We start from the raw sequence: 17,911 nt of genomic DNA, 5'->3' as shown, positions 1-17,911 counted from the left end.
CGCATGACCAGCACCGACCTGCACCTGCCCAGGGGCACGACCGCGAACGCCCGGTACGCCGTCGACATCGGCCCCGAGCGGGCGGGGTGGACGTACAGCGGTCTGCGTGTCGTGGAACTGACACCCGGCGGTACGCATACGTTCACCACCCAGGGCAGTGAATGGATCGTGCTTCCGCTGGAAGGCGGATGTACCGTACAAATTGAGGAGAATGAGTTCCAACTCCTGGGCCGGGAGAGCGTGTTCGCGGACGTCTCCGACTTCGCGTACGCCCCCCGGGACACCCGGGTCCAGATCGCCTCCGGCGCGGGAGGCCGCTTCGCCCTGGCAGGAGCGAAGTGCGAGCGACGACTCCCCGCCCGCTACGGCCCCGCGCCGGAGGTCCCCGTCGAACAGCGCGGCAGCGGCACCTGCGCCCGCCAGGTGCGCAACTTCGCCTCCGCCGACTCCTTCGACTGCCACAGGCTGATCGCCGTGGAGGTGATCACGCCGGGCGGCAACTGGTCCTCGTACCCGCCGCACAAGCACGACGAGCACCGGCCGGGCGAGGAGTCCGAGCTGGAGGAGATCTACTACTTCGAGATCGACGGCCCGCACGGTCTCGGCTACCAGCGCGTGTCCCCCTCGCGCGAGGGCGGCAGCGACGTCCTCGCCGAGGTCCGCTCCGGCGACGCCGTCCTCGTCCCCGACGGCTGGCACGGCCCGTCGATCGCCCAGCCCGGGCACGACATGTACTACCTGAACGTCATGGCGGGCCCGGGCGAGACCCGGGAGTGGCGGATCTGCTTCCACCCGGACCACACCGACACCACAGGGGGGTACCGATGACGACCCGGCTGACCGTGGCCCAGGCACTCGTGCGCTTCCTCGCCGCCCAGTACACCGAGCGGGACGGCCAGCGGCGGCGGCTGATCGGCGCCACCTGGGGCATCTTCGGCCACGGCAACGTCGCCGGGCTCGGCCAGGCGCTGATCGAGTACGCCGAGGCGATGCCGTACCACCAGGGCCGCAACGAGCAGTCCATGGTGCACGCGGCCGTCGGCTACGCCCGCCAGTCGAACCGCCTGTCCACGCACGCGGTCACCACGTCGATCGGTCCCGGCGCGACGAACCTGGTCACCGGCGCCGCCCTCGCGACCATCAACCACCTCCCGGTCCTGCTCCTGCCCGGCGACGTCTTCGCCACCCGCCCCGCCGACCCGGTCCTGCAGCAGCTGGAGCTGCCCTACGCGGGCGATGTCTCGGTCAACGACACCCTGCGCCCGGTGTCGAGGTACTTCGACCGCATCACCCGCCCCGAGCAGCTGATCCCGAGCGGGCTGCAGGCCATGCGGGTCCTCACCGACCCCGTGGAGACCGGCGCGGTCACCCTCGCGCTGCCGCAGGACGTGCAGGCGGAGGCCTTCGACTGGCCGGAGGAGTTCTTCGCCGAGCGGGTGTGGACCGTACGACGGCCGGGCGCGGACCCCACCGAGCTGGCCGAGGCGGTCCGGGCGGTCCGCGAGGCGCGCAGGCCGCTGGTCGTCGCGGGCGGCGGGGTCCACCACAGCCGCGCCGAGGCGGCCCTCGCCGAGTTCGCCGAGTCCACCCGCATCCCGGTCGCCTCCACCCAGGCAGGCAAGGGTTCCCTGCGCCACGATCACTCCCAGGACGTGGGCGGGATCGGGCACACCGGCACCGCGACCGCCGACGAGCTGGCCCGCACCGCGGACCTGGTGATCGGCGTCGGCACCCGCTACAGCGACTTCACGACCGCCTCCGGCACCCTCTTCGAGAACCCGGCCGTCCGCTTCCTGAACCTCAACATCGCGCCCTTCGACGGCCACAAGCTGGCCGGGCTGCCGCTGGTCGCGGACGCCCGCAGCGGCCTGGGCGAGCTGACCGAGGCGCTGTCGATGCACGGGCACCGGGTGGCGCAGTCGTACGTCACCGAGTACACCGAGGACAAGGAGCGCTGGGAACAACGCGTCGACGCCTGCTTCGAGGCGGACGAACCGGACGTCCGGCCGTCCCAGCCGCAGGTGATCGGCGCCCTGGACGCCCTGGTGGACGAGTCCGACATCATCGTCAACGCGGCCGGCTCGCTCCCCGGCGACCTGCACAAGCTGTGGCGGGCGCGCTCGTACGACCAGTACCACCTGGAGTACGGCTACTCCTGCATGGGCTACGAGATCCCGGCCGCGATCGGCGTGAAGCTCGCCGCGCCCGAGCGGAACGTGTGGGCGCTGGTCGGCGACGGGACCTACCTGATGATGCCGACGGAGATCGTGACCGCCGTGCAGGAAGGCATCGCGATCAAGATCCTGCTGGTGCAGAACCACGGGTACGCCTCGATCGGCGGGCTCTCGGAGTCGGTGGGCGGGGAGCGGTTCGGCACCGCCTACCGGTACCCCGCCGGCGACGGCACCCTCACCGGCGCCCCGCTGCCCGTCGACCTCGCCGCCAACGCGGCCAGCCTCGGCATGCGGGTGCTGCGCGCCAGGACCGTACGGGACCTGCGCGCGGCGCTCGCCGAGGCGCGGGCCGCCGACACCGCCACATGTGTCTACGTGGAGACCGAAACGTCCGACACTGTGTCGGGGGCGCCTCCGGCGCAGGCCTGGTGGGATGTTCCTGTGGCCGAGACCGCGACCCGACCGTCGGCGGTCAAGGCACGTGAGCTGTACGAACGGCACGTCTCCACCCGACGCCGCCATCTGTAAAAGGAGTTACTGGGCATGACGAAGATCGTCAACCACTGGATCGGCGGCAAGACCGTCGAAGGCGCGTCGGGTACGTACGGGCCGGTCACGGACCCGGCGACCGGCGCGGTCACCACGAAGGTCGCGTTCGCGTCGGTGGAGGAGGTGGACGCGGCCGTCGCGGCGGCCAAGGACGCCTTCACGACCTGGGGCCAGTCCTCGCTGGCGCAGCGCACCTCGATCCTGTTCACGTTCCGGGCGCTGCTGGACGCCCACCGCGACGAGATCGCCGAGCTGATCACCGCCGAGCACGGCAAGGTGCACTCGGACGCGCTCGGCGAGGTGGCGCGCGGCCTGGAGATCGTCGACCTGGCCTGCGGGATCAACGTCCAGCTCAAGGGCGAGCTGTCCACGCAGGTCGCCAACCGGGTCGACGTGGCCGCGATCCGTCAGCCGCTCGGTGTCGTCGCGGGCATCACGCCGTTCAACTTCCCGGCGATGGTCCCGATGTGGATGTTCCCGATCGCCATCGCGACCGGCAACACCTTCGTGCTGAAGCCGTCCGAGAAGGACCCCTCGGCCTCCCTCAAGATCGCCGAGCTGCTGTCCGAGGCCGGTCTGCCCGACGGCGTCTTCAACGTCGTCCACGGCGACAAGGTGGCCGTCGACCGTCTGCTGGAGCACCCGGACGTCAAGGCCGTCTCCTTCGTCGGCTCCACCCCGATCGCCCGCTACATCCACACCACCGCCTCCGCCAACGGCAAGCGCGTGCAGGCCCTCGGCGGCGCCAAGAACCACATGCTGGTGCTGCCGGACGCCGACCTGGACGCGGCCGCCGACGCGGCGGTCTCGGCGGCCTACGGCTCGGCGGGCGAGCGCTGCATGGCCATCTCGGCGGTCGTGGCCGTCGGTTCGATCGGCGACGAGCTGGTGGAGAAGATCCGCGAGCGCGCCGAGAAGATCAAGATCGGTCCCGGCAACGACCCGGCCTCCGAGATGGGCCCGCTGATCACCAAGGTCCACCGCGACAAGGTGGCGTCCTACGTCGAGGGCGCGGCGGCCGAGGGCTCCGAGGTCGTGCTCGACGGCACCGGTTACACGGTCGAGGGCTTCGAGGACGGCCACTGGATCGGCATCTCGCTGCTGGACAAGGTGCCGACCACCGCCAAGGCCTACCAGGACGAGATCTTCGGCCCGGTGCTGTGCGTGCTGCGCGTGGACACCTACGAGGAGGGCGTGGCCCTCATCAACGCCTCGCCGTTCGGCAACGGCACCGCGATCTTCACCCGGGACGGTGGCGCCGCCCGCCGCTTCCAGCTGGAGATCGAGGCGGGCATGGTCGGCGTGAACGTGCCGATCCCGGTGCCGGTGGGCTACCACTCCTTCGGCGGCTGGAAGGACTCGCTCTTCGGCGACCACCACATCTACGGCAACGACGGCACGCACTTCTACACCCGCGGCAAGGTCGTCACCACGCGCTGGCCCGACCCGGCCGACGCCCCGGCCGGCGTGGACCTGGGCTTCCCGCGCAACCACTGAGCCGGGCAGCACGGTGCCCCGCCCTCCGCACGGGAGGACGGGGCACCGGTGCGTCTCAGCCCGTCTTCGAGGCGTTCTTCACCTGCTCGCTGAGATCGGCGGTCTGCGCGGCGGGCGGCGCCTTCACGGCGGCCGTCTGGCCGAACTTGTCGAAGTCCATGGTCACCGACATGGCGCCCACCTTCTGCTTCATGCGCACCGGAAGGTCCTTGCCGTCCACCCAGATGTCCATCGTGAGGGAGGACGCGCCGCCGGTCATGGAACCCATGAGGGTGTTCTTGTCACCGTAGACGTCCGCGAACTTGCCCATGTGCGCCTGGTCGACGACGGCCCGGTAGTGGGTCGCGCGGTGCCCGTTCACGGTCTGCGAGCCGAGGTCCTCGACGTCGTTGGCGTACTTCAGGCCCTTCAGGGAGGCCGTCGGGCTGCCTGCGCTGCCGCTGAGCGACCGGGCGCCCTTCTCACCCAGCACGGCGGAGGCGTCGACCCTCATCCACTCCTTGCCCTGCAGCGGGCCGGACGGCTGCGGGTCGACGTCGTAGTAGTAGACGCCGTCCACGAACAGGCAGTGGATCTTCGGCGAGTCCTGCACGGACTGCATGCCGGCAGCCTTGGTGTCCATCTGGACGTCGTAGGCGTAGCCCTTGCCCCAGGAGAACGTGCCGTCCATGGTGACCGGGCCGTTGCCGTTGCCCAGGTCGGTGCTCATCCGCACCTCGGCCGAGCCGAGGTCCTGTGTCCGGTCCGTGGCCCGGGCCAGCGCCGCCATCGCCTGGTCGGCCTTGTCGACCGCCCTGACGGCCTTCTTCGCGCCTTCCGTGCCGCAGCCGGAGGCCGCCACCAGCGCCGCCGTCGTGAACGCCACCCAGGCGGCGGTGTGCCGCATCGTCATCTCCCACCCCAAGAGCTGTGTGCCTGCTGTGCGGGGCGCACTCTATCCGGCGTCACTGACATGGACGCGACCGGTTTGCATGTCCGGATACCGGACAGCTGACATTTTTTTGAAACGTCGGCTGCGGTTCCCGTTCATGGCGGACGAAACGGGTGGCGAAGGGGATTCATCTGGATGACCTTTGAAAGCAAGGTCACCTTCGGCTGGAGCTTGATGGATGCCCTTATGGGGCGTCACAGCCTGGGAAAGCGGGGCGGCGCCTGCCGGGGCGCGGGTGCGGATTCCGAAGGTAAACGGCCATTGACGTGGCGGTTTTCGTCGGGGTTCTCTATGCAGCGCCGGGAGCGGACGAGACGAACGTAGACGATCCGCCGGAGGCGATAGCGCTCCCGACCCCACCCTCAGTCGCACGAGTCGATCGGAACCGCCGCATGACCGACACGCTCCAGAAGTCCGTGGTAGACACCGCGCCGGCCTCCTCACCGGGGCTGAAGCGGTCCATCGGTGTCGTCGGCGGCACCCTGCTGACGCTGTCGTGCGTCACGCCCGCCTCCACGCTCTTCGTGGTCGTCCCCGACCTGTTCGGTTCCCTCGGCACCGCCACCGCCCTGACGATCGCCATCGGCTCCCTCCTCTGCATCGCCGTGGCGTTCTGCTACTCCGAGCTGGGCACCCTCATCCCCAGCGCGGGCGGCGAGTACGCGATGGTGTCGACCATGGCCGGGCGGCTCGCGGGCTGGCTCGTCTTCGTGCTGTCCCTGCTGGTCGTGATGATCGTCCCGCCGGTGATCGCGATGGGCACGGCCGACTACCTGGCCCCGATCGTGCACCTCGACCCCTCGATGACCGGCGCCGGCGTGATGCTGCTCGCCACCCTCGCGGGCCTGCTCGACCTGCGTGCCAACGCCTGGATCACCGGCATCTTCCTGGTCCTGGAGGTCGTCGCCGCCGGGGTCGTCGCCCTGCTGGGCTTCTCCCACAGCCACCGCGGGGTGGGCAGCCTGGTCTCCATGGAGGTCGCCGGCGGGCAGGGCCACACCGACACCGTGACCGCCATGCTGGTCGTCTCCGGGCTCGCCATCGCCCTCTTCGTCACCCAGGGCTTCTCGACCGCCGTCTACCTCTCCGAGGAGCTGGAGAACCCCCGCCGCAACGTCGCCCGCACGGTGCTCGCCACCCTCGCCATCTCCACCGTGGTCATCCTGGTGCCGGTCGCCGCGATCACCATGGGCGCCGGCGACCTCGAGGAGCTGACCGGCGGCGACATCAGCTCCATGGTCACCGCCTGGTCCAACTCCGCGGTCGGCACCTTCGTCAGCCTCTGCGTGGCCCTCGCCATCATCAACGCGGGCATCGTCATGGTCATCCAGAACTCCCGCGTGCTGTTCGCCTCCGCCCGTGACAAGGCCTGGCCCGGCCCGGTCAACCGCGTCTTCTCCAAGCTCGGCCGCTTCGGCTCCCCGTGGGTCGCCACGCTCGCGGTCGGCGTCCCCGGCGCGCTGCTCTGCTTCGTCAACCTGGACACCCTGTACGGCGTCACCGGCGTCTCGGTGACCGGCATGTACCTGCTGGTCGCGATCGCCGCCCTGCTCTCCCGCCGCGGCGCCCACAAGCACACCCCCGCCTGGCGGATGCCGCTGTGGCCCGCCGTGCCGGTCCTGCTGATCGCGGTCCTCGCCTACATCCTCACCCAGCAGGAGACGAGCTACCTGCTGTGGACCGGCGGCATCACGGCCGTCGCCACCCTCTACTGGGCCTTCTACCTCCGCCCGCGCAAGGACACCCGCTGGCTGGTGTCGATCCCCGAGGACGCGCAGCTCCCCCAGACCCCGGTGACCGTCCCGGCCCAGACGGCGCGCCCCTGATCGCCCCGGAGGGGCGAAAAAAGGGGGCGCGGGGAACTGCGCGATCAGCCAAGGCGCATCCGCGGACGGCCGATCCCGGGAGTGACCGACTTCGTAGCCGTACCACGGGTGCGGTACTTGGGAGCCGCCCCGTACTCCCGAAGGAGGTGCCGGCACTCACCTTGAGGTCGGCAGCGGCTGTCGGTCGGGGACCGTACCGTTGACGCATGGATCTTCGGTTGGGGAAGCGCCCGCCCGTCCTGCGAGGGCTGCTGCGGCGGCCGCGCCGGCTCGTCGCCGCCGCGGCCGCCGTCGTGGTGCTCGCCGGGGCCGGGACCTGGACGGCGGCCGTCGCCTCCGACGACACCCGCACGGTGCGCCGCAGCGACCAGGTCATGGCGGTCGACGGCGTACGCCTGGACACCTCCTTCTTCGCCCCGGCCGCCGCCGGCCGTCATCCCGCCGTCCTGCTGGCGCACGGCTTCGGCGGCAGCAAGGACGACATGCGCCGGCAGGCCGAGGACCTCGCCCGGGACGGGTACGCGGTCCTGACCTGGTCCGCGCGCGGCTTCGGCCGGTCCACCGGGAAGATCGGCCTCAACGACCCGAAGGGCGAGGTCACCGACGTCTCCCGGCTCATCGACTGGCTGGCGAAGCAGTCCCAGGTCCGGCTCGACAAGGCCGGCGATCCGCGCGTGGGCGTGGCCGGCGGCTCCTACGGCGGAGCGATCTCCCTGCTCGCCGCCGGACACGACGACCGTGTCGACGCCATCGCCCCGGCCATCACGTACTGGAACCTCGCGGACGCCCTGTTCCCGAACGGCGTCTTCAAGAAGCTGTGGACCGGCGTCTTCTTCAACAGCGGCGGCGGCTGCGCCCGCTTCGAGCCCGCGCTGTGCACGATGTACGACCGGGTCGCCGCGTCCGGGACCCCGGACGCGGCCGCCCGGCGGCTGCTGGAGGAACGCTCGCCGTCCGCCGTCGGCGACCGCATCAAGGTGCCGACCCTGCTGACGCAGGGCCAGACGGACTCCCTGTTCACCCTCGACCAGGCCGACGCCGCAGCGAAGGCGATCCGCGCAGGCGGCGCCCCGGTGGACGTCGACTGGATCGCCGGCGGACACGACGGCGGGGACATGGAGACCGGCCGGGTCGAGGCACGCGTGCGCGCGTGGTTCGACCGGTACCTGAAGGGCGACAAGGGCACCGACACCGGCCCGGCCTTCCGCGTCACCCGCACCGGCGGCGTCGACTCCACCGACGGCACCGCCCGGCTGCGCGGCGCGAGCGCCGCCGCCTACCCCGGCCTGCACGACCACCCGCGCGCCATCGCCCTCACCGGCGGCGAGCAGCACGTCACCAACCCGGCCGGCGCCAGCCCGCCCGGCGTCTCCGCGCTGCCCGGCCTCGGCGGCTCCGGCGGCCTCGCCCAGCTGTCCGCCCTCGGCGTGGGCGTCTCCCTCGACTTCCCCGGCCAGTACGCGAAGTTCGACTCGGCACCGCTCGGCCGCGACCTGCGGATCACCGGCGCACCGACCGCCACCGTCCACATCACCTCCAGCCGCGCCGACGCCGTCCTCTTCGGCAAGGTCTACGACGTCGGCCCCGACGGCACCCAGCAGGTCCTGCCCTCCCAGCTGGTCGCCCCGTTCCGGGTCACCGGCGCCAGGGCGGGCAGGGACGTCACCCTCACCCTCCCGGCGATCGACCACGAGGTGCAAAGAGGCCACCGTCTCCGCCTGGTCCTCGCCTCCACCGACCTCGGCTACGCCTCACCCACCGCCCCGGCGACCTACACCGTCTCCCTGAAGGGAGACCTCGCCGTGCCGACGGCCCCCGCCGTCACCACCGCCGCGGCGCCCCTGCCCGCCTGGGTCTGGTGGCTGCCCGCGGCCGGCGCGGTCACCGCGCTCGCCCTGCTGCTCACCGGGCGCCGCCGCACGGCCGCCCCCGCCCCCGACCCGGAGCAGGCCGACGTCCCGCTCGTGATCAAGGACCTGAGCAAGCGGTACGCGAAGGCCACCGACCGGTACGCGGTGCGCGAGCTGTCCTTCCGGGTGGAGAAGGGCCAGGTGCTCGGCCTGCTCGGACCCAACGGCGCGGGCAAGACCACCACCCTGCGCATGCTGATGGGCCTGATCAAGCCGGACGACGGCGAGATCCGCGTCTTCGGCCACGCCGTCCGGCCCGGCGCGCCGGTGCTGTCCCGGGTAGGCGCGTTCGTGGAGGGCGCCGGCTTCCTGCCGCACCTGTCCGGCCGGGAGAACCTGGAGCTGTACTGGCAGGCCACCGGCCGCCCGCCCGAGCACGCCCACCTGGACGAAGCCCTGCGGATCGCCGGGCTCGGCGACGCGCTCGCCCGCGCGGTGCGCACCTACTCGCAGGGCATGCGCCAGCGCCTCGCCATCGCCCAGGCCATGCTCGGTCTGCCCGACCTGCTCATCCTCGACGAGCCCACCAACGGTCTCGACCCGCCTCAGATCCGCGAGATGCGCGAGGTGATGATCCGCTACGCGGCCGGCGGGCGCACGGTGATCGTCTCCAGCCACCTCCTCGCCGAGGTCGAGCAGTCCTGCACCCACCTGGTGGTGATGGACCGCGGCCGCCTCGTCCAGGCCGGCCCGGTGCGGGAGATCATCGGCTCCGGCGACACCCTGCTGGTCGGCACCGCCACACCCGTGGAGGAACCGGTCGCGGAGAAGGTGGCCGCGCTGCCCGGTGTCGACTCCGCCGTGCGCACCGACGACGGGCTGCTCGTCCGGCTCGAACCCGGCGGCACGGCCGAGCGGCTGGTCGTGGAGCTGGTGCGCCTGGAGGTGCCGGTCGCCTCGGTCGGCCCCCACCGCCGCCTGGAAGACGCCTTCCTCACCCTGATCGGAGGTTCCGCATGAGCACGCTCGCCGAGCGCGCCGAGACGGCGTCCGGCTACCGCGCGGGCCGTACTCTGCCCCTGCGCGTGGAGCTGGTCCGGCAGCTCAAGCGCCGCCGCACCCTGGTCATGGGCGCGATCCTCGCCGTGCTGCCGTTCGTGCTGCTGATCGCCTTCGCCGTCGGCGGCGACCCGGGCGGCCGGAACAACCAGGTCACCCTGATGGACACGGCCACCGCGTCCGGCGCCAATTTCGCCGCCGTGAACCTGTTCGTGTCGGCGGGCTTCCTGCTGGTGATCCCGGTCGCCCTGTTCTGCGGGGACACCGTCGCCTCCGAGGCGAGCTGGTCCTCCCTGCGCTATCTGCTCGCCGCGCCCGTGCCCCGCGCCCGGCTGCTGTGGTCCAAGCTCGTCGTGGCGCTCGGGATGAGCCTCGCCGCGATGGCGCTGCTGCCCGTGGTGGCCCTCGCCGTCGGCACGGCCGCCTACGGCTGGGGGCCGCTGCGGATACCCACCGGCGGCGCGCTGGACACGGGTACGGCGGCGCAGCGGCTCGCGGTGGTCGTGGCGTACGTCTTCGTCTCCCAGCTCGTCACCGCCGCCCTGGCGTTCTGGCTGTCGACCAGGACGGACGCGCCGCTCGGCGCGGTCGGCGGCGCGGTCGGCCTGACCATCGTCGGCAATGTCCTGGACGCCGTCACCGCCCTCGGCCACTGGCGCGACTTCCTGCCCGCGCACTGGCAGTTCGCCTGGGCCGACGCCGTCCAGCCGCACCCCGAGTGGGCGGGGATGATCCAGGGTGCGGCGATCTCCCTCACCTACGCCCTCGTGCTCTTCGCCCTGGCCTTCCGGGGCTTCGCCCGCAAGGACGTCGTCTCCTGACGCCCGGCGGAACCCGGTGGCGCGCACCCCATTGACCTTTCCTTACTTACGAGTAAGTTGACGCACCGGTAAGGACCGTCCGCAGGGCACGAGCCGCGACCGGGAGCCGTCATGGGCGTACGCAGGGATCTGAAACGGGCACGGCGGCGCACCGATCTGGCGGATCGGGCCCCGGTGGAGCTGACCAGGGACGCGACGGGCACCGTGCGCGAGGTGCTCGCGGCTCCGCTGGCGCCGGCGCTCACCACCGGCTCCCTGGCCGACCTGCCGTTCTCGCTCGCGACCGAGACCCCGGACGCGGTGCTCCTGCGCCGCCGCGAGCAGGGCGCCTGGCGCCCGGTCACGGCGGCCGCCTTCGCCGCCGAGGTCACCGCCGTCGCCAAGGGGCTGGTGGCCGCCGGCCTGGAACCGGGCGGCCGGGTCGCGGTGATGTCCCGCACCCGCTACGAGTGGACGGTCCTGGACTTCGCGATCTGGGCGGCCGGCGGCCAGTCCGTGCCGGTCTACCCCACCTCCTCCGCCGAGCAGGTGGAGTGGATCGTCCGCGACTCCGGTGTCCGGTTCGCCGTCACCGAGACCGTCGGGAACGCGGCCACGGTCACCACCGGCACGGCCGGCCACGCCCGCCCCCCGCGCCTGTGGCAGATGGACGCGGGCGCCCTCGCCGACCTCACCGCCCTCGGCCGTGACGTACCCGACGACGAACTCGGCAAGCGGCGCGCGGCGTCGACCCCCGACACCATCGCCACGCTCTGCTACACCTCCGGCGCCACCGGCAGACCCAAGGGCTGTGTCCTCACCCACGCCAACCTGCACGCCGAGGCCGCCAACACCGTCGAGCTGCTGCACCCGGTCTTCCGGGCCGTCACCGGCCGGCAGGCCTCCACCCTGCTCTTCCTGCCGCTCGCCCACATCCTCGGCCGCACCCTGCAGCTCGCCTGCCTGCTGGCCCGCATCGAGACGGGCCACTTCCCGAGCGTCAGACCCGACGAACTGCGGCCCGCGCTCAAGGAGTTCCGGCCGACCTTCCTGGTCGGGGTGCCCTACCTCTTCGAGAAGATCCACGACACCGGGCGCGCCACGGCCGAGAGGATCGGCCGGGCCGCCTCCTTCGACCGCGCCGAGCGGATCGCCGTCCGCTTCGCCGAGGCGTACCTGGGCAAGTTCCTCGGCACGGGCAAGGGCCCGGGCCCCGGCCTGTACGCCGCCTGGGCCCTGTACGACCTGCTGGTCTACCGGCGCATCCGCAGCGAGCTGGGCGGCCGCATGCGGTACGCCATCAGCGGCGGCTCCCCGCTGGACCGCAACCTGAGCCTCTTCTTCCATGCGGCCGGGATCGTCGTCTACGAGGGCTACGGCCTGACCGAGACCACCGCCGCCGCCACCCTCGTGCCCCCGCTCGGCCCCCGCCCCGGCACGGTCGGCCTGCCCGTCCCCGGGGTCGCCGTACGCATCGCCGACGACGGCGAGGTGCTGATCAAGGGCGGAGTGGTCTTCGGCGGGTACTGGAACAACCCGGCCGCCTCGGACGCCGTACTCGCCGACGAGTGGTTCGCCACCGGCGACCTCGGCTCCCTGGACCAGGACGGCTACCTCACCATCACGGGCCGCAAGAAGGACATCCTCGTCACCTCCGGCGGCAAGAACGTCTCCCCGGCCGTCCTGGAGGACCGGCTGCGCAGCCGCTCACCCGTCGGCCAGTGCGTGGTCGTCGGCGACAACCGGCCCTTCGTCGCCGCCCTGATCACCCTCGACCCGGAGGCGCTCGCGCACTGGCTGGCGGTCCGCGGGCTGCCGCCGGGCACCCCCGTCGCCGAGCCGGTCGGCGATGAACGGCTGCGGACCGAGGTGCAGAAGGCGGTCGACTACGCCAACGAGGCCGTCTCGCGTGCCGAGTCCATCCGGGCCTTCGCGCTCGTCGAGGGCGAGTTCACCGAGGAGAACGGCCTGCTGACCCCCTCGCTGAAGGTGAAACGCCATGCGGTGACGGCGGCGTACGCGGAGCCGATCGAGGCCCTGTACCGCCGCTGACACGCCGAAGCGGGCCGCCGGGACTCCCGGCGACCCGCTCCATGGACCGGATCAGCTGCCGGACTCCGAGTTCTCGGACAGGACCGACACGTCCTCCAGCAGGTGCGCCAGCGCACCGTCCCGCTTGGCGTTGGTGGAGTTCTCGGCGCACTGCTGCTGCGTGTGGTCCGACAGGATCGGGATGTCCTGGACCGCGCCACCGAGGACGCCGACGCCGACGGGGAGGTCGTTCACCGCGACGCACGGCTTGTTGAACGAGCCCTGGATCAGGGCGATCTGGGGGCTCCACTTCCCGTACGTGGCCGAGTTGCCGTAGCTCTGCCAAGCGGCGTTGCCGTTCGCGACGGTCGGCCCGTCGTCGTTGCCGATCGCCAGCGCCTGCGGCGCCGCGGCAGCGGAGGCGCCCACGGCGGAAGCGGCGATGGCCGCAGTGGCAACAATCTTCCTGATCACTGGCCAGTCCTTTCAGAGGAAACCCCGTCCACCGGAGCGCTCTGGACAACTCCGCCGGCCGCAGGTGGTTTCTCCCGTTCACCCCGTCGGACGATGACGCGGACTGGTGGTGCTTTTTTCCGACTTCGTGATTTCCGGTCATCCGTCGAAAGCCTGCGGTCCAACCGGGTGAATGGTCGCAACTATTCCTGGTGTGTCGGGTTGATGAGGCCGTAGGGCATGCGTCGCTACGAGGAAAGGAACGCGAAGTGCTCAAGAAGGCAATGGTCGCCGCTGCGACCGCCGCTTCTGTCGTGGGAATGGCGGTGGCGGCCGCGCCGCAGGCGCTTGCCATCGGCAACGACGACGGACCGACCGTCGCGAACGGCAACGGCGCCGTGTCGTCGTTCGGCAACTCGGCGACGAAGGGCAAGTACAGCCCGCAGTTTTCGCTGGCGCAGGGCACGCTCAACAAGCCGTGCCTCGGCGTTCAGGACACGGACGTCGCGGTCGACGCGGCCATCGGCGGCACGGTCCAGGACATCCCGATCCTGTCGGACAGCGTGCAGCAGCAGTGTGCCGACAACTCGACCAACACCAAGCGGGACGGCGCGCTCTCGCACGTCCTGGAGGACCTGTCGGTTCTCTCGGCCAACAGCGAAGGCTGAGTCGTCCGGGTCGGCCCGGGCGGTCCGCAGCTCTGTCTGCGGACTGCCCGGGCTTTTTCCATGCCGGTTCCGCGGAGGGCGAAGAGCGTGAGGGAGTGATGCGATCGAGTGATTATCACTCAGATTGCGTTCTCGTACCCCTGAATGTGTCTATCCCTCGTTCCGTGCCACGACCGTCCACGTCGTGCTCGCACGGATCTGGCCGTCATCGAGGCATGACCCAGAGAAGGGAACATCAATGAAGAGGAGCGTTGTTGCCGTCGCGGGCGCCGTTCTGGCCCTAGGCCTGGCCGGGCCCGCCTTCGCCGACTCGGGAGCCGGGGCCGCCGCCACCGACTCGGCAGGCGTCGCGGCCGGCAACGTCGTCCAGGTGCCGGTCCAGGCGTCGATCAACGCCTGTGGCAACACGGTCGACGTCATCGGCCTGCTGAACCCGCCGTTCAGCAACGGCTGCGCCAACACCGACTGAGGGCGCAACACAACGCACCAGCCCCCGGCTGTGTTCTGGCCGGCCCCGGATCGTCGAACTCCGATTCTTCGTTCCGAGGCCGGCCTTCCCATTTCTTCGAGCAGGAAGACAACGAGATTGCGACAGACCCTCAGCAAGGGCATGGTCGTGGCCGCCGCCGCGACCGGCATGCTGTCGTTGTACGGCAGCTCCGCGCTCGCCGACACGGACGCGCTCGGGTCCGCCCAGCGCTCAGCCGGCGTGTGGTCCGGCAACAACGTCCAGGCACCGGCGCACGTCCCGGGCAACGTCTGCGGCGACTCCGCGGACGTGGCCGCCGCGTTGAACTCGGCGCTCCGCAACGCCTGCGGGAATGGCCAAGCTTCGAAGGACGACGCAGACATCGGCTCGCTCCGTGACCTGACCGGCGAATCCGACGGTGACTCGGATTACGGCGATTCGGATTACGGCGATTCGGATTACGGCGATTCGGATTACGGCGACTCGGACTACGGCGACTCCGGCGGTTACAAGGACGCCCACTCCGGTGGCGACCCCACCTCCCCGCCCACGCACGGTGGCGACCCCACCTCCCCGCCTGTACAGGTTGACGATCACACGACCGCGCCCACACACGGCGACGATCACGCGACCGTGTCCATGCACGGTGACGACCCCACCTCCCCGTCCATGCACGGTGACGATCACACGACCCCGCCGACGCACGGTGGCGATCACACGACCGCGCCGACGCACGGTGGCGATCACACGACCGCGCCTCCGTCTTACGGTGGGAAAGAGACGACTCCTCCGCCCTACGGTGGGGGTGAGTCGACCTCTCCGCCCTACGGTGGGAAGCCGACGCCTCCGCCCTACGGTGGGGAGGAGACGACTTCTCCGCCCTACGGTGGGAAGCCGACGCCTCCGCCCTACGGTGGGAAGCCGACGCCTCCGCCCTACGGTGGGGAGGAGACGACTTCTCCGCCCTACGGTGGGAAGCCGACGCCTCCGCCTCACGGTGGGAAGCCGACGCCTCCGCCCTACGGTGGGGAGGAGACGACTTCTCCGCCCTACGGTGGGAAGCCCACTCATCCGCCTCACGGTGGGAAGCCGACGCCTCCGCCCTACGGTGGGGAGGAGACGACCCCTCCGCCCTACGGTGGTCACAGCTGGCCTCACGGTGGTGGGTACACCACTCCGCCGCATCACGGTGGCGGCCATCACCACCCGGGGCATCATCGGCCCACCCTTCCGCACACCGGTGGTGAGTCCCGGGCCATGCTCGCGACCTCGGCTGCCAGTGCCGTGCTGATCGCGGCAGGAACGATCCTCTACCGCCGCGGCCGGGCCGCCACCCGTCGGTAGGGCGCCGGGTGCCGGAGCGGCGCGCCCGGCACCCCGCGACCCCCGGCACACCCCAACCCCACGCGATCGCGGCAGCCCTCAGCGCCGTACCGCCTCCGGCAGTTCGCCGCGCCGGCCGGCCGGGATCCGCCAGCCGGCCGGACCCTCGTGCAGCCGCCGCCGTACCCCGCGCACCAGCGTGCCCGCCGTGAAGGTCGCGCCGTGCACCAACCGCATCACCGGGCCGAAGCCCGCGGCGGTGATCAGACCTGCCAGGAACAGGCCGGCAGCGGCCTCGTCGGTGACGAGTTCGGCGGTGAGGGCGGGCCAGGCGGTGCGCGCCGGGTACGTCGCCGTCACAGCCGGCCGTGGGCGTCGCCGGCGACGGCCTGGCCGGGCACCGAGGCGGGGCGCACGGTCTCCTCCCACGGCCGGCGCCTCGGCCGCACCAGCAGCGCGAGACCGCCGAGCAGCCCGCCCGCGCTCGCCCCGACCGCACCGGTCATCTCAGCGGAGGCGGAGGACGGCTCGGTCGGCCGCACCGCCCGGGAGAACTGCCGGAGTTCGACGTGCGTGTCGGCCTCGGCGTCCTCGGCGTGCTGGGTGAGCGCGCGGGCGACCGCGTCGGCCATGGCCGCGGCCCGGGCGGGCCGGGACGAGGTGGCGGAGACGGCGACCATCGGGGCGTCCGGCGAGGTCGCGGTGCGCACGCTCTCGCGCAGGGTGGCCACCGGCACCCCGGCCCACACCTGGGCGTCGCCGAGCACCGCGAGCTGGGTGGCGACCCGCCCGTAGGCCTGCGCGAAGCCCAGCGCGGAGGCGGTGTCGGACCGCTCGGTGGGTACGGCGACGACATAGCTGGTCGCCGTGTACTCGGGCGTCCTCAGCGCACCGTACGCGCCGCCGAACAGCCCGCCCGCGAGGACACCGGCCGCCACCAGCGACCAGGGGGGCAGCGCGCGGACACGGGAGAGGCGGGAGGCGCGGGGATGCCGGATGCGGTGGTCGGTCATGACGGTCTTGCTCCCTGCTGGGTCGGGACTCGGGGGGGACGGGGGGACGAGCGCCGCCGCGTAGCGTCCATGAGGCGGGCGGCGCTGCGGGTGACGCAGTAGTGGCGGGCCGCCTCGGGGGCGGTGCGCGGGCCGGGTCCGGCGGCCCGGACCTCGGCGATGGCCCGGGCGAAGGCGTCGGCGTGGCACGGGACGCGCGCCGCGTCCGGAGCGGCCTGCTCCGGCAGGTCCTGCAGGGCTGGGCAGGAGGTGTATCGCCCTGCGGCGGGCGGCACGGCAGGACGACCGCGATGCGCGGCTCGGGGACATCGGCGGCATCGGCCGCCTCGCCCCCCTGCCCCTTCTGCCGGCACAGCCGTCCCACGCAGACCACGACGGGAACGACGGGAACGGCGGGGTCGAGGTCCGGCAGGACGGCGGCAGGGGCGAGGGCGGACGATGCGCCGGGGGGCGGGGCGGACGCCGGGCCGGACGACGCGTCGGAGGGCGGGGCGGGCGACACACGCGGGGGCGGGATGTGCACCGTGCCGGAGGGCGAGGTGCGCACCGTGTCGGACGCCGCGGTGGTGGCCGCCGGCGCCGGGCGGAAGCGGTCGAGATCGATGCCGTTCGGGATGACGGTGTAGGGGGCGCGTACTCCGGCGCGCGTTCCCGTCGCGCGCTCCGCCTCGCTGACGCACACCACGCGGTCGGCCCAGCGCGCTCCCCAGCGCTCCCGGCGCAGCGCGAGCGCCGCGGTGAGCCCGCCGACCGCCTCGAACGACCAGGCGTGCGGCTGGAACACGGTCGGCACGCGCCCGCGTACGGCGAGCCGCCCGGCCAGGCCCGCCATGGCGCTGTGAGCGTGCACCGGTTCGGGCCGCACCTCGTCGATCAGGCGTACGAGTCGCCGTAACTCGCCCGGCAGCCCCGGCCCCGGGGACCGGCCGGCCCGCCAGTGCCGTACCTTGGCGCCCAGGTCCCGCGGACCCGCCGCCAGTTCACCGCCGGGACAGGCCACCGTGACGTGCAGACCCGCCGCGAGCTGGGCTCGTGCCAGACCGAGAACGACCCGGGCGACACCGCCGTCGACGGGTTGCGCGAGGTGCAGGACCCGTGGCCGGGGGTCGGGTGCCGACTGGTGCATTCGCGGGTTTTCCTCGCTCACGGGGGCGCTCGGGACTGCGATCGGGAACGCGCCTCACTGCCGGACGTCCACGGCGACGAAGTGCGCCCCGGCACATGCCCCGTCCGATGGGAAACGAGCCGGACGTCCGGCTGGTCACCAC

The 17,911-nt window shown here is 72.2% G+C and carries 13 protein-coding genes and 3 pseudogenes; 10 read left to right on the top strand and 6 right to left on the bottom strand.

The genetic code is table 11. The features are described from left to right. Nucleotides 1–3: 3 nt before the first annotated feature. Genes iolB through mmsA form a run of 3 tightly spaced genes read left to right on the top strand, consistent with a single transcriptional unit; the run spans nt 4 to nt 4,220 of the window. Nucleotides 4–828 carry a 5-deoxy-glucuronate isomerase gene (iolB, locus tag ACZ5CW_RS07725; RefSeq protein WP_468599301.1) on the top strand — a complete coding sequence of 275 codons (825 nt, stop codon included), beginning with the start codon at nt 4–6 and terminating at the stop codon, nt 826–828. Further along, a complete protein-coding gene (gene iolD / locus ACZ5CW_RS07720) occupies nt 825–2,702 on the top strand; it encodes a 3D-(3,5/4)-trihydroxycyclohexane-1,2-dione acylhydrolase (decyclizing) (protein ID WP_468599299.1) in 1,878 nt (625 codons plus the stop codon). The genes iolB and iolD overlap by 4 nt, the downstream gene beginning before the upstream one ends. 15 nt (nt 2,703–2,717) lie before the next feature. Continuing rightward, nucleotides 2,718–4,220 carry a CoA-acylating methylmalonate-semialdehyde dehydrogenase gene (mmsA, locus tag ACZ5CW_RS07715; RefSeq protein WP_468599298.1) on the top strand — a complete coding sequence of 501 codons (1,503 nt, stop codon included), beginning with the start codon at nt 2,718–2,720 and terminating at the stop codon, nt 4,218–4,220. Nucleotides 4,221–4,275: 55 nt separating this feature from the next. On the opposite strand, the gene ACZ5CW_RS07710 is transcribed toward mmsA, so the two are convergent. Beyond that, nucleotides 4,276–5,112: an SCO4651 family lipoprotein gene (locus tag ACZ5CW_RS07710; RefSeq protein WP_468599297.1), complete on the bottom strand. Its 837-nt coding sequence runs from the start codon at nt 5,110–5,112 to the stop codon at nt 4,276–4,278. 431 nt (nt 5,113–5,543) lie between these two features. On the opposite strand from ACZ5CW_RS07710, the gene ACZ5CW_RS07705 reads away from it, so the two are divergent. The 4 genes from ACZ5CW_RS07705 (at nt 5,544) to ACZ5CW_RS07690 (ending at nt 12,738) form a co-directional block, all read left to right on the top strand. Beyond that, nucleotides 5,544–6,977 carry an APC family permease gene (locus ACZ5CW_RS07705; protein ID WP_468599296.1) on the top strand — a complete coding sequence of 478 codons (1,434 nt, stop codon included), beginning with the start codon at nt 5,544–5,546 and terminating at the stop codon, nt 6,975–6,977. Between the two features lie 206 nt (nt 6,978–7,183). Beyond that, nucleotides 7,184–9,847, top strand: coding sequence for a CocE/NonD family hydrolase (locus ACZ5CW_RS07700; RefSeq protein WP_468599295.1), 2,664 nt, complete (start codon nt 7,184–7,186; stop codon nt 9,845–9,847). Beyond that, on the top strand, nt 9,844–10,707 hold the full coding sequence (locus ACZ5CW_RS07695; RefSeq protein ID WP_468599294.1) for an ABC transporter permease: 864 nt from the start codon (nt 9,844–9,846) through the stop codon (nt 10,705–10,707). Before ACZ5CW_RS07700 ends, ACZ5CW_RS07695 begins: the two co-directional genes overlap by 4 nt. Nucleotides 10,708–10,818: 111 nt before the next feature. Continuing rightward, on the top strand, nt 10,819–12,738 hold the full coding sequence (locus tag ACZ5CW_RS07690) for an AMP-dependent synthetase/ligase (RefSeq protein WP_468599292.1): 1,920 nt from the start codon (nt 10,819–10,821) through the stop codon (nt 12,736–12,738). Between the two features lie 51 nt (nt 12,739–12,789). Here ACZ5CW_RS07690 and ACZ5CW_RS07685 read toward each other — a convergent pair whose 3' ends face one another. Continuing rightward, complete coding sequence (locus ACZ5CW_RS07685; protein ID WP_468599290.1) at nt 12,790–13,191, bottom strand: rodlin; 402 nt, start codon at nt 13,189–13,191, stop codon at nt 12,790–12,792. Nucleotides 13,192–13,439: 248 nt separating this feature from the next. Here ACZ5CW_RS07685 and ACZ5CW_RS07680 point away from each other — a divergent pair, with 248 nt between their 5' ends. From ACZ5CW_RS07680 to ACZ5CW_RS07670, 3 genes are all read left to right on the top strand, one after another. Further along, nucleotides 13,440–13,838 (top strand): rodlin, encoded by a 399-nt coding sequence (locus ACZ5CW_RS07680; protein WP_468599288.1) that lies wholly within the window; start codon nt 13,440–13,442, stop codon nt 13,836–13,838. A gap of 238 nt (nt 13,839–14,076) precedes the next feature. Then, nucleotides 14,077–14,307, top strand: coding sequence for a chaplin (locus tag ACZ5CW_RS07675; protein ID WP_468599287.1), 231 nt, complete (start codon nt 14,077–14,079; stop codon nt 14,305–14,307). Between the two features lie 141 nt (nt 14,308–14,448). Then, nucleotides 14,449–15,651, top strand: coding sequence for a chaplin family protein (locus tag ACZ5CW_RS07670; protein WP_468599525.1), 1,203 nt, complete (start codon nt 14,449–14,451; stop codon nt 15,649–15,651). 78 nt (nt 15,652–15,729) lie between these two features. On the opposite strand, the pseudogene ACZ5CW_RS07665 reads toward ACZ5CW_RS07670, so the two are convergent. The 4 genes and pseudogenes from ACZ5CW_RS07665 to ACZ5CW_RS07650 form a co-directional block, all read right to left on the bottom strand. Then, nucleotides 15,730–15,915, bottom strand: a pseudogene (locus ACZ5CW_RS07665) (dimethylaniline monooxygenase); the annotation flags it as partial. Nucleotides 15,916–15,986: 71 nt separating this feature from the next. Continuing rightward, nucleotides 15,987–16,643, bottom strand: a complete 657-nt coding sequence (locus tag ACZ5CW_RS07660; protein ID WP_468599524.1) for a YveK family protein — start codon at nt 16,641–16,643, stop codon at nt 15,987–15,989. A 12-nt stretch (nt 16,644–16,655) separates the two neighbouring features. Further along, nucleotides 16,656–16,900, bottom strand: a pseudogene (locus tag ACZ5CW_RS07655) (glycosyltransferase); the annotation flags it as partial. Nucleotides 16,901–16,977: 77 nt separating this feature from the next. Continuing rightward, nucleotides 16,978–17,769 (bottom strand): annotated as a pseudogene (locus ACZ5CW_RS07650) (glycosyltransferase family 4 protein); the annotation flags it as partial. Nucleotides 17,770–17,911: the final 142 nt, after the last annotated feature.

The organism is Streptomyces sp. NPDC031379 (genome assembly GCF_055569615.1).
The sequence above is the reverse complement of the archived record's forward strand: the minus strand, read 5'-3'. Positions and strand labels throughout refer to the sequence as shown.

Bases quoted from the DNA above. Each gene is read 5' to 3' on its own strand.
- iolB (WP_468599301.1), top strand. From the start codon at position 4: ATGACCAGCACCGACCTGCACCTGCCCAGGGGCACGACCGCGAACGCC.
- iolD (WP_468599299.1), top strand. From the start codon at position 825: ATGACGACCCGGCTGACCGTGGCCCAGGCACTCGTGCGCTTCCTCGCC.
- mmsA (WP_468599298.1), top strand. From the start codon at position 2,718: ATGACGAAGATCGTCAACCACTGGATCGGCGGCAAGACCGTCGAAGGC.
- ACZ5CW_RS07710 (WP_468599297.1), bottom strand. From the start codon at position 5,112: ATGACGATGCGGCACACCGCCGCCTGGGTGGCGTTCACGACGGCGGCG.
- ACZ5CW_RS07705 (WP_468599296.1), top strand. From the start codon at position 5,544: ATGACCGACACGCTCCAGAAGTCCGTGGTAGACACCGCGCCGGCCTCC.
- ACZ5CW_RS07700 (WP_468599295.1), top strand. From the start codon at position 7,184: ATGGATCTTCGGTTGGGGAAGCGCCCGCCCGTCCTGCGAGGGCTGCTG.
- ACZ5CW_RS07695 (WP_468599294.1), top strand. From the start codon at position 9,844: ATGAGCACGCTCGCCGAGCGCGCCGAGACGGCGTCCGGCTACCGCGCG.
- ACZ5CW_RS07690 (WP_468599292.1), top strand. From the start codon at position 10,819: ATGGGCGTACGCAGGGATCTGAAACGGGCACGGCGGCGCACCGATCTG.
- ACZ5CW_RS07675 (WP_468599287.1), top strand. From the start codon at position 14,077: ATGAAGAGGAGCGTTGTTGCCGTCGCGGGCGCCGTTCTGGCCCTAGGC.
- ACZ5CW_RS07670 (WP_468599525.1), top strand. From the start codon at position 14,449: ATGGTCGTGGCCGCCGCCGCGACCGGCATGCTGTCGTTGTACGGCAGC.
- ACZ5CW_RS07660 (WP_468599524.1), bottom strand. From the start codon at position 16,643: ATGACCGACCACCGCATCCGGCATCCCCGCGCCTCCCGCCTCTCCCGT.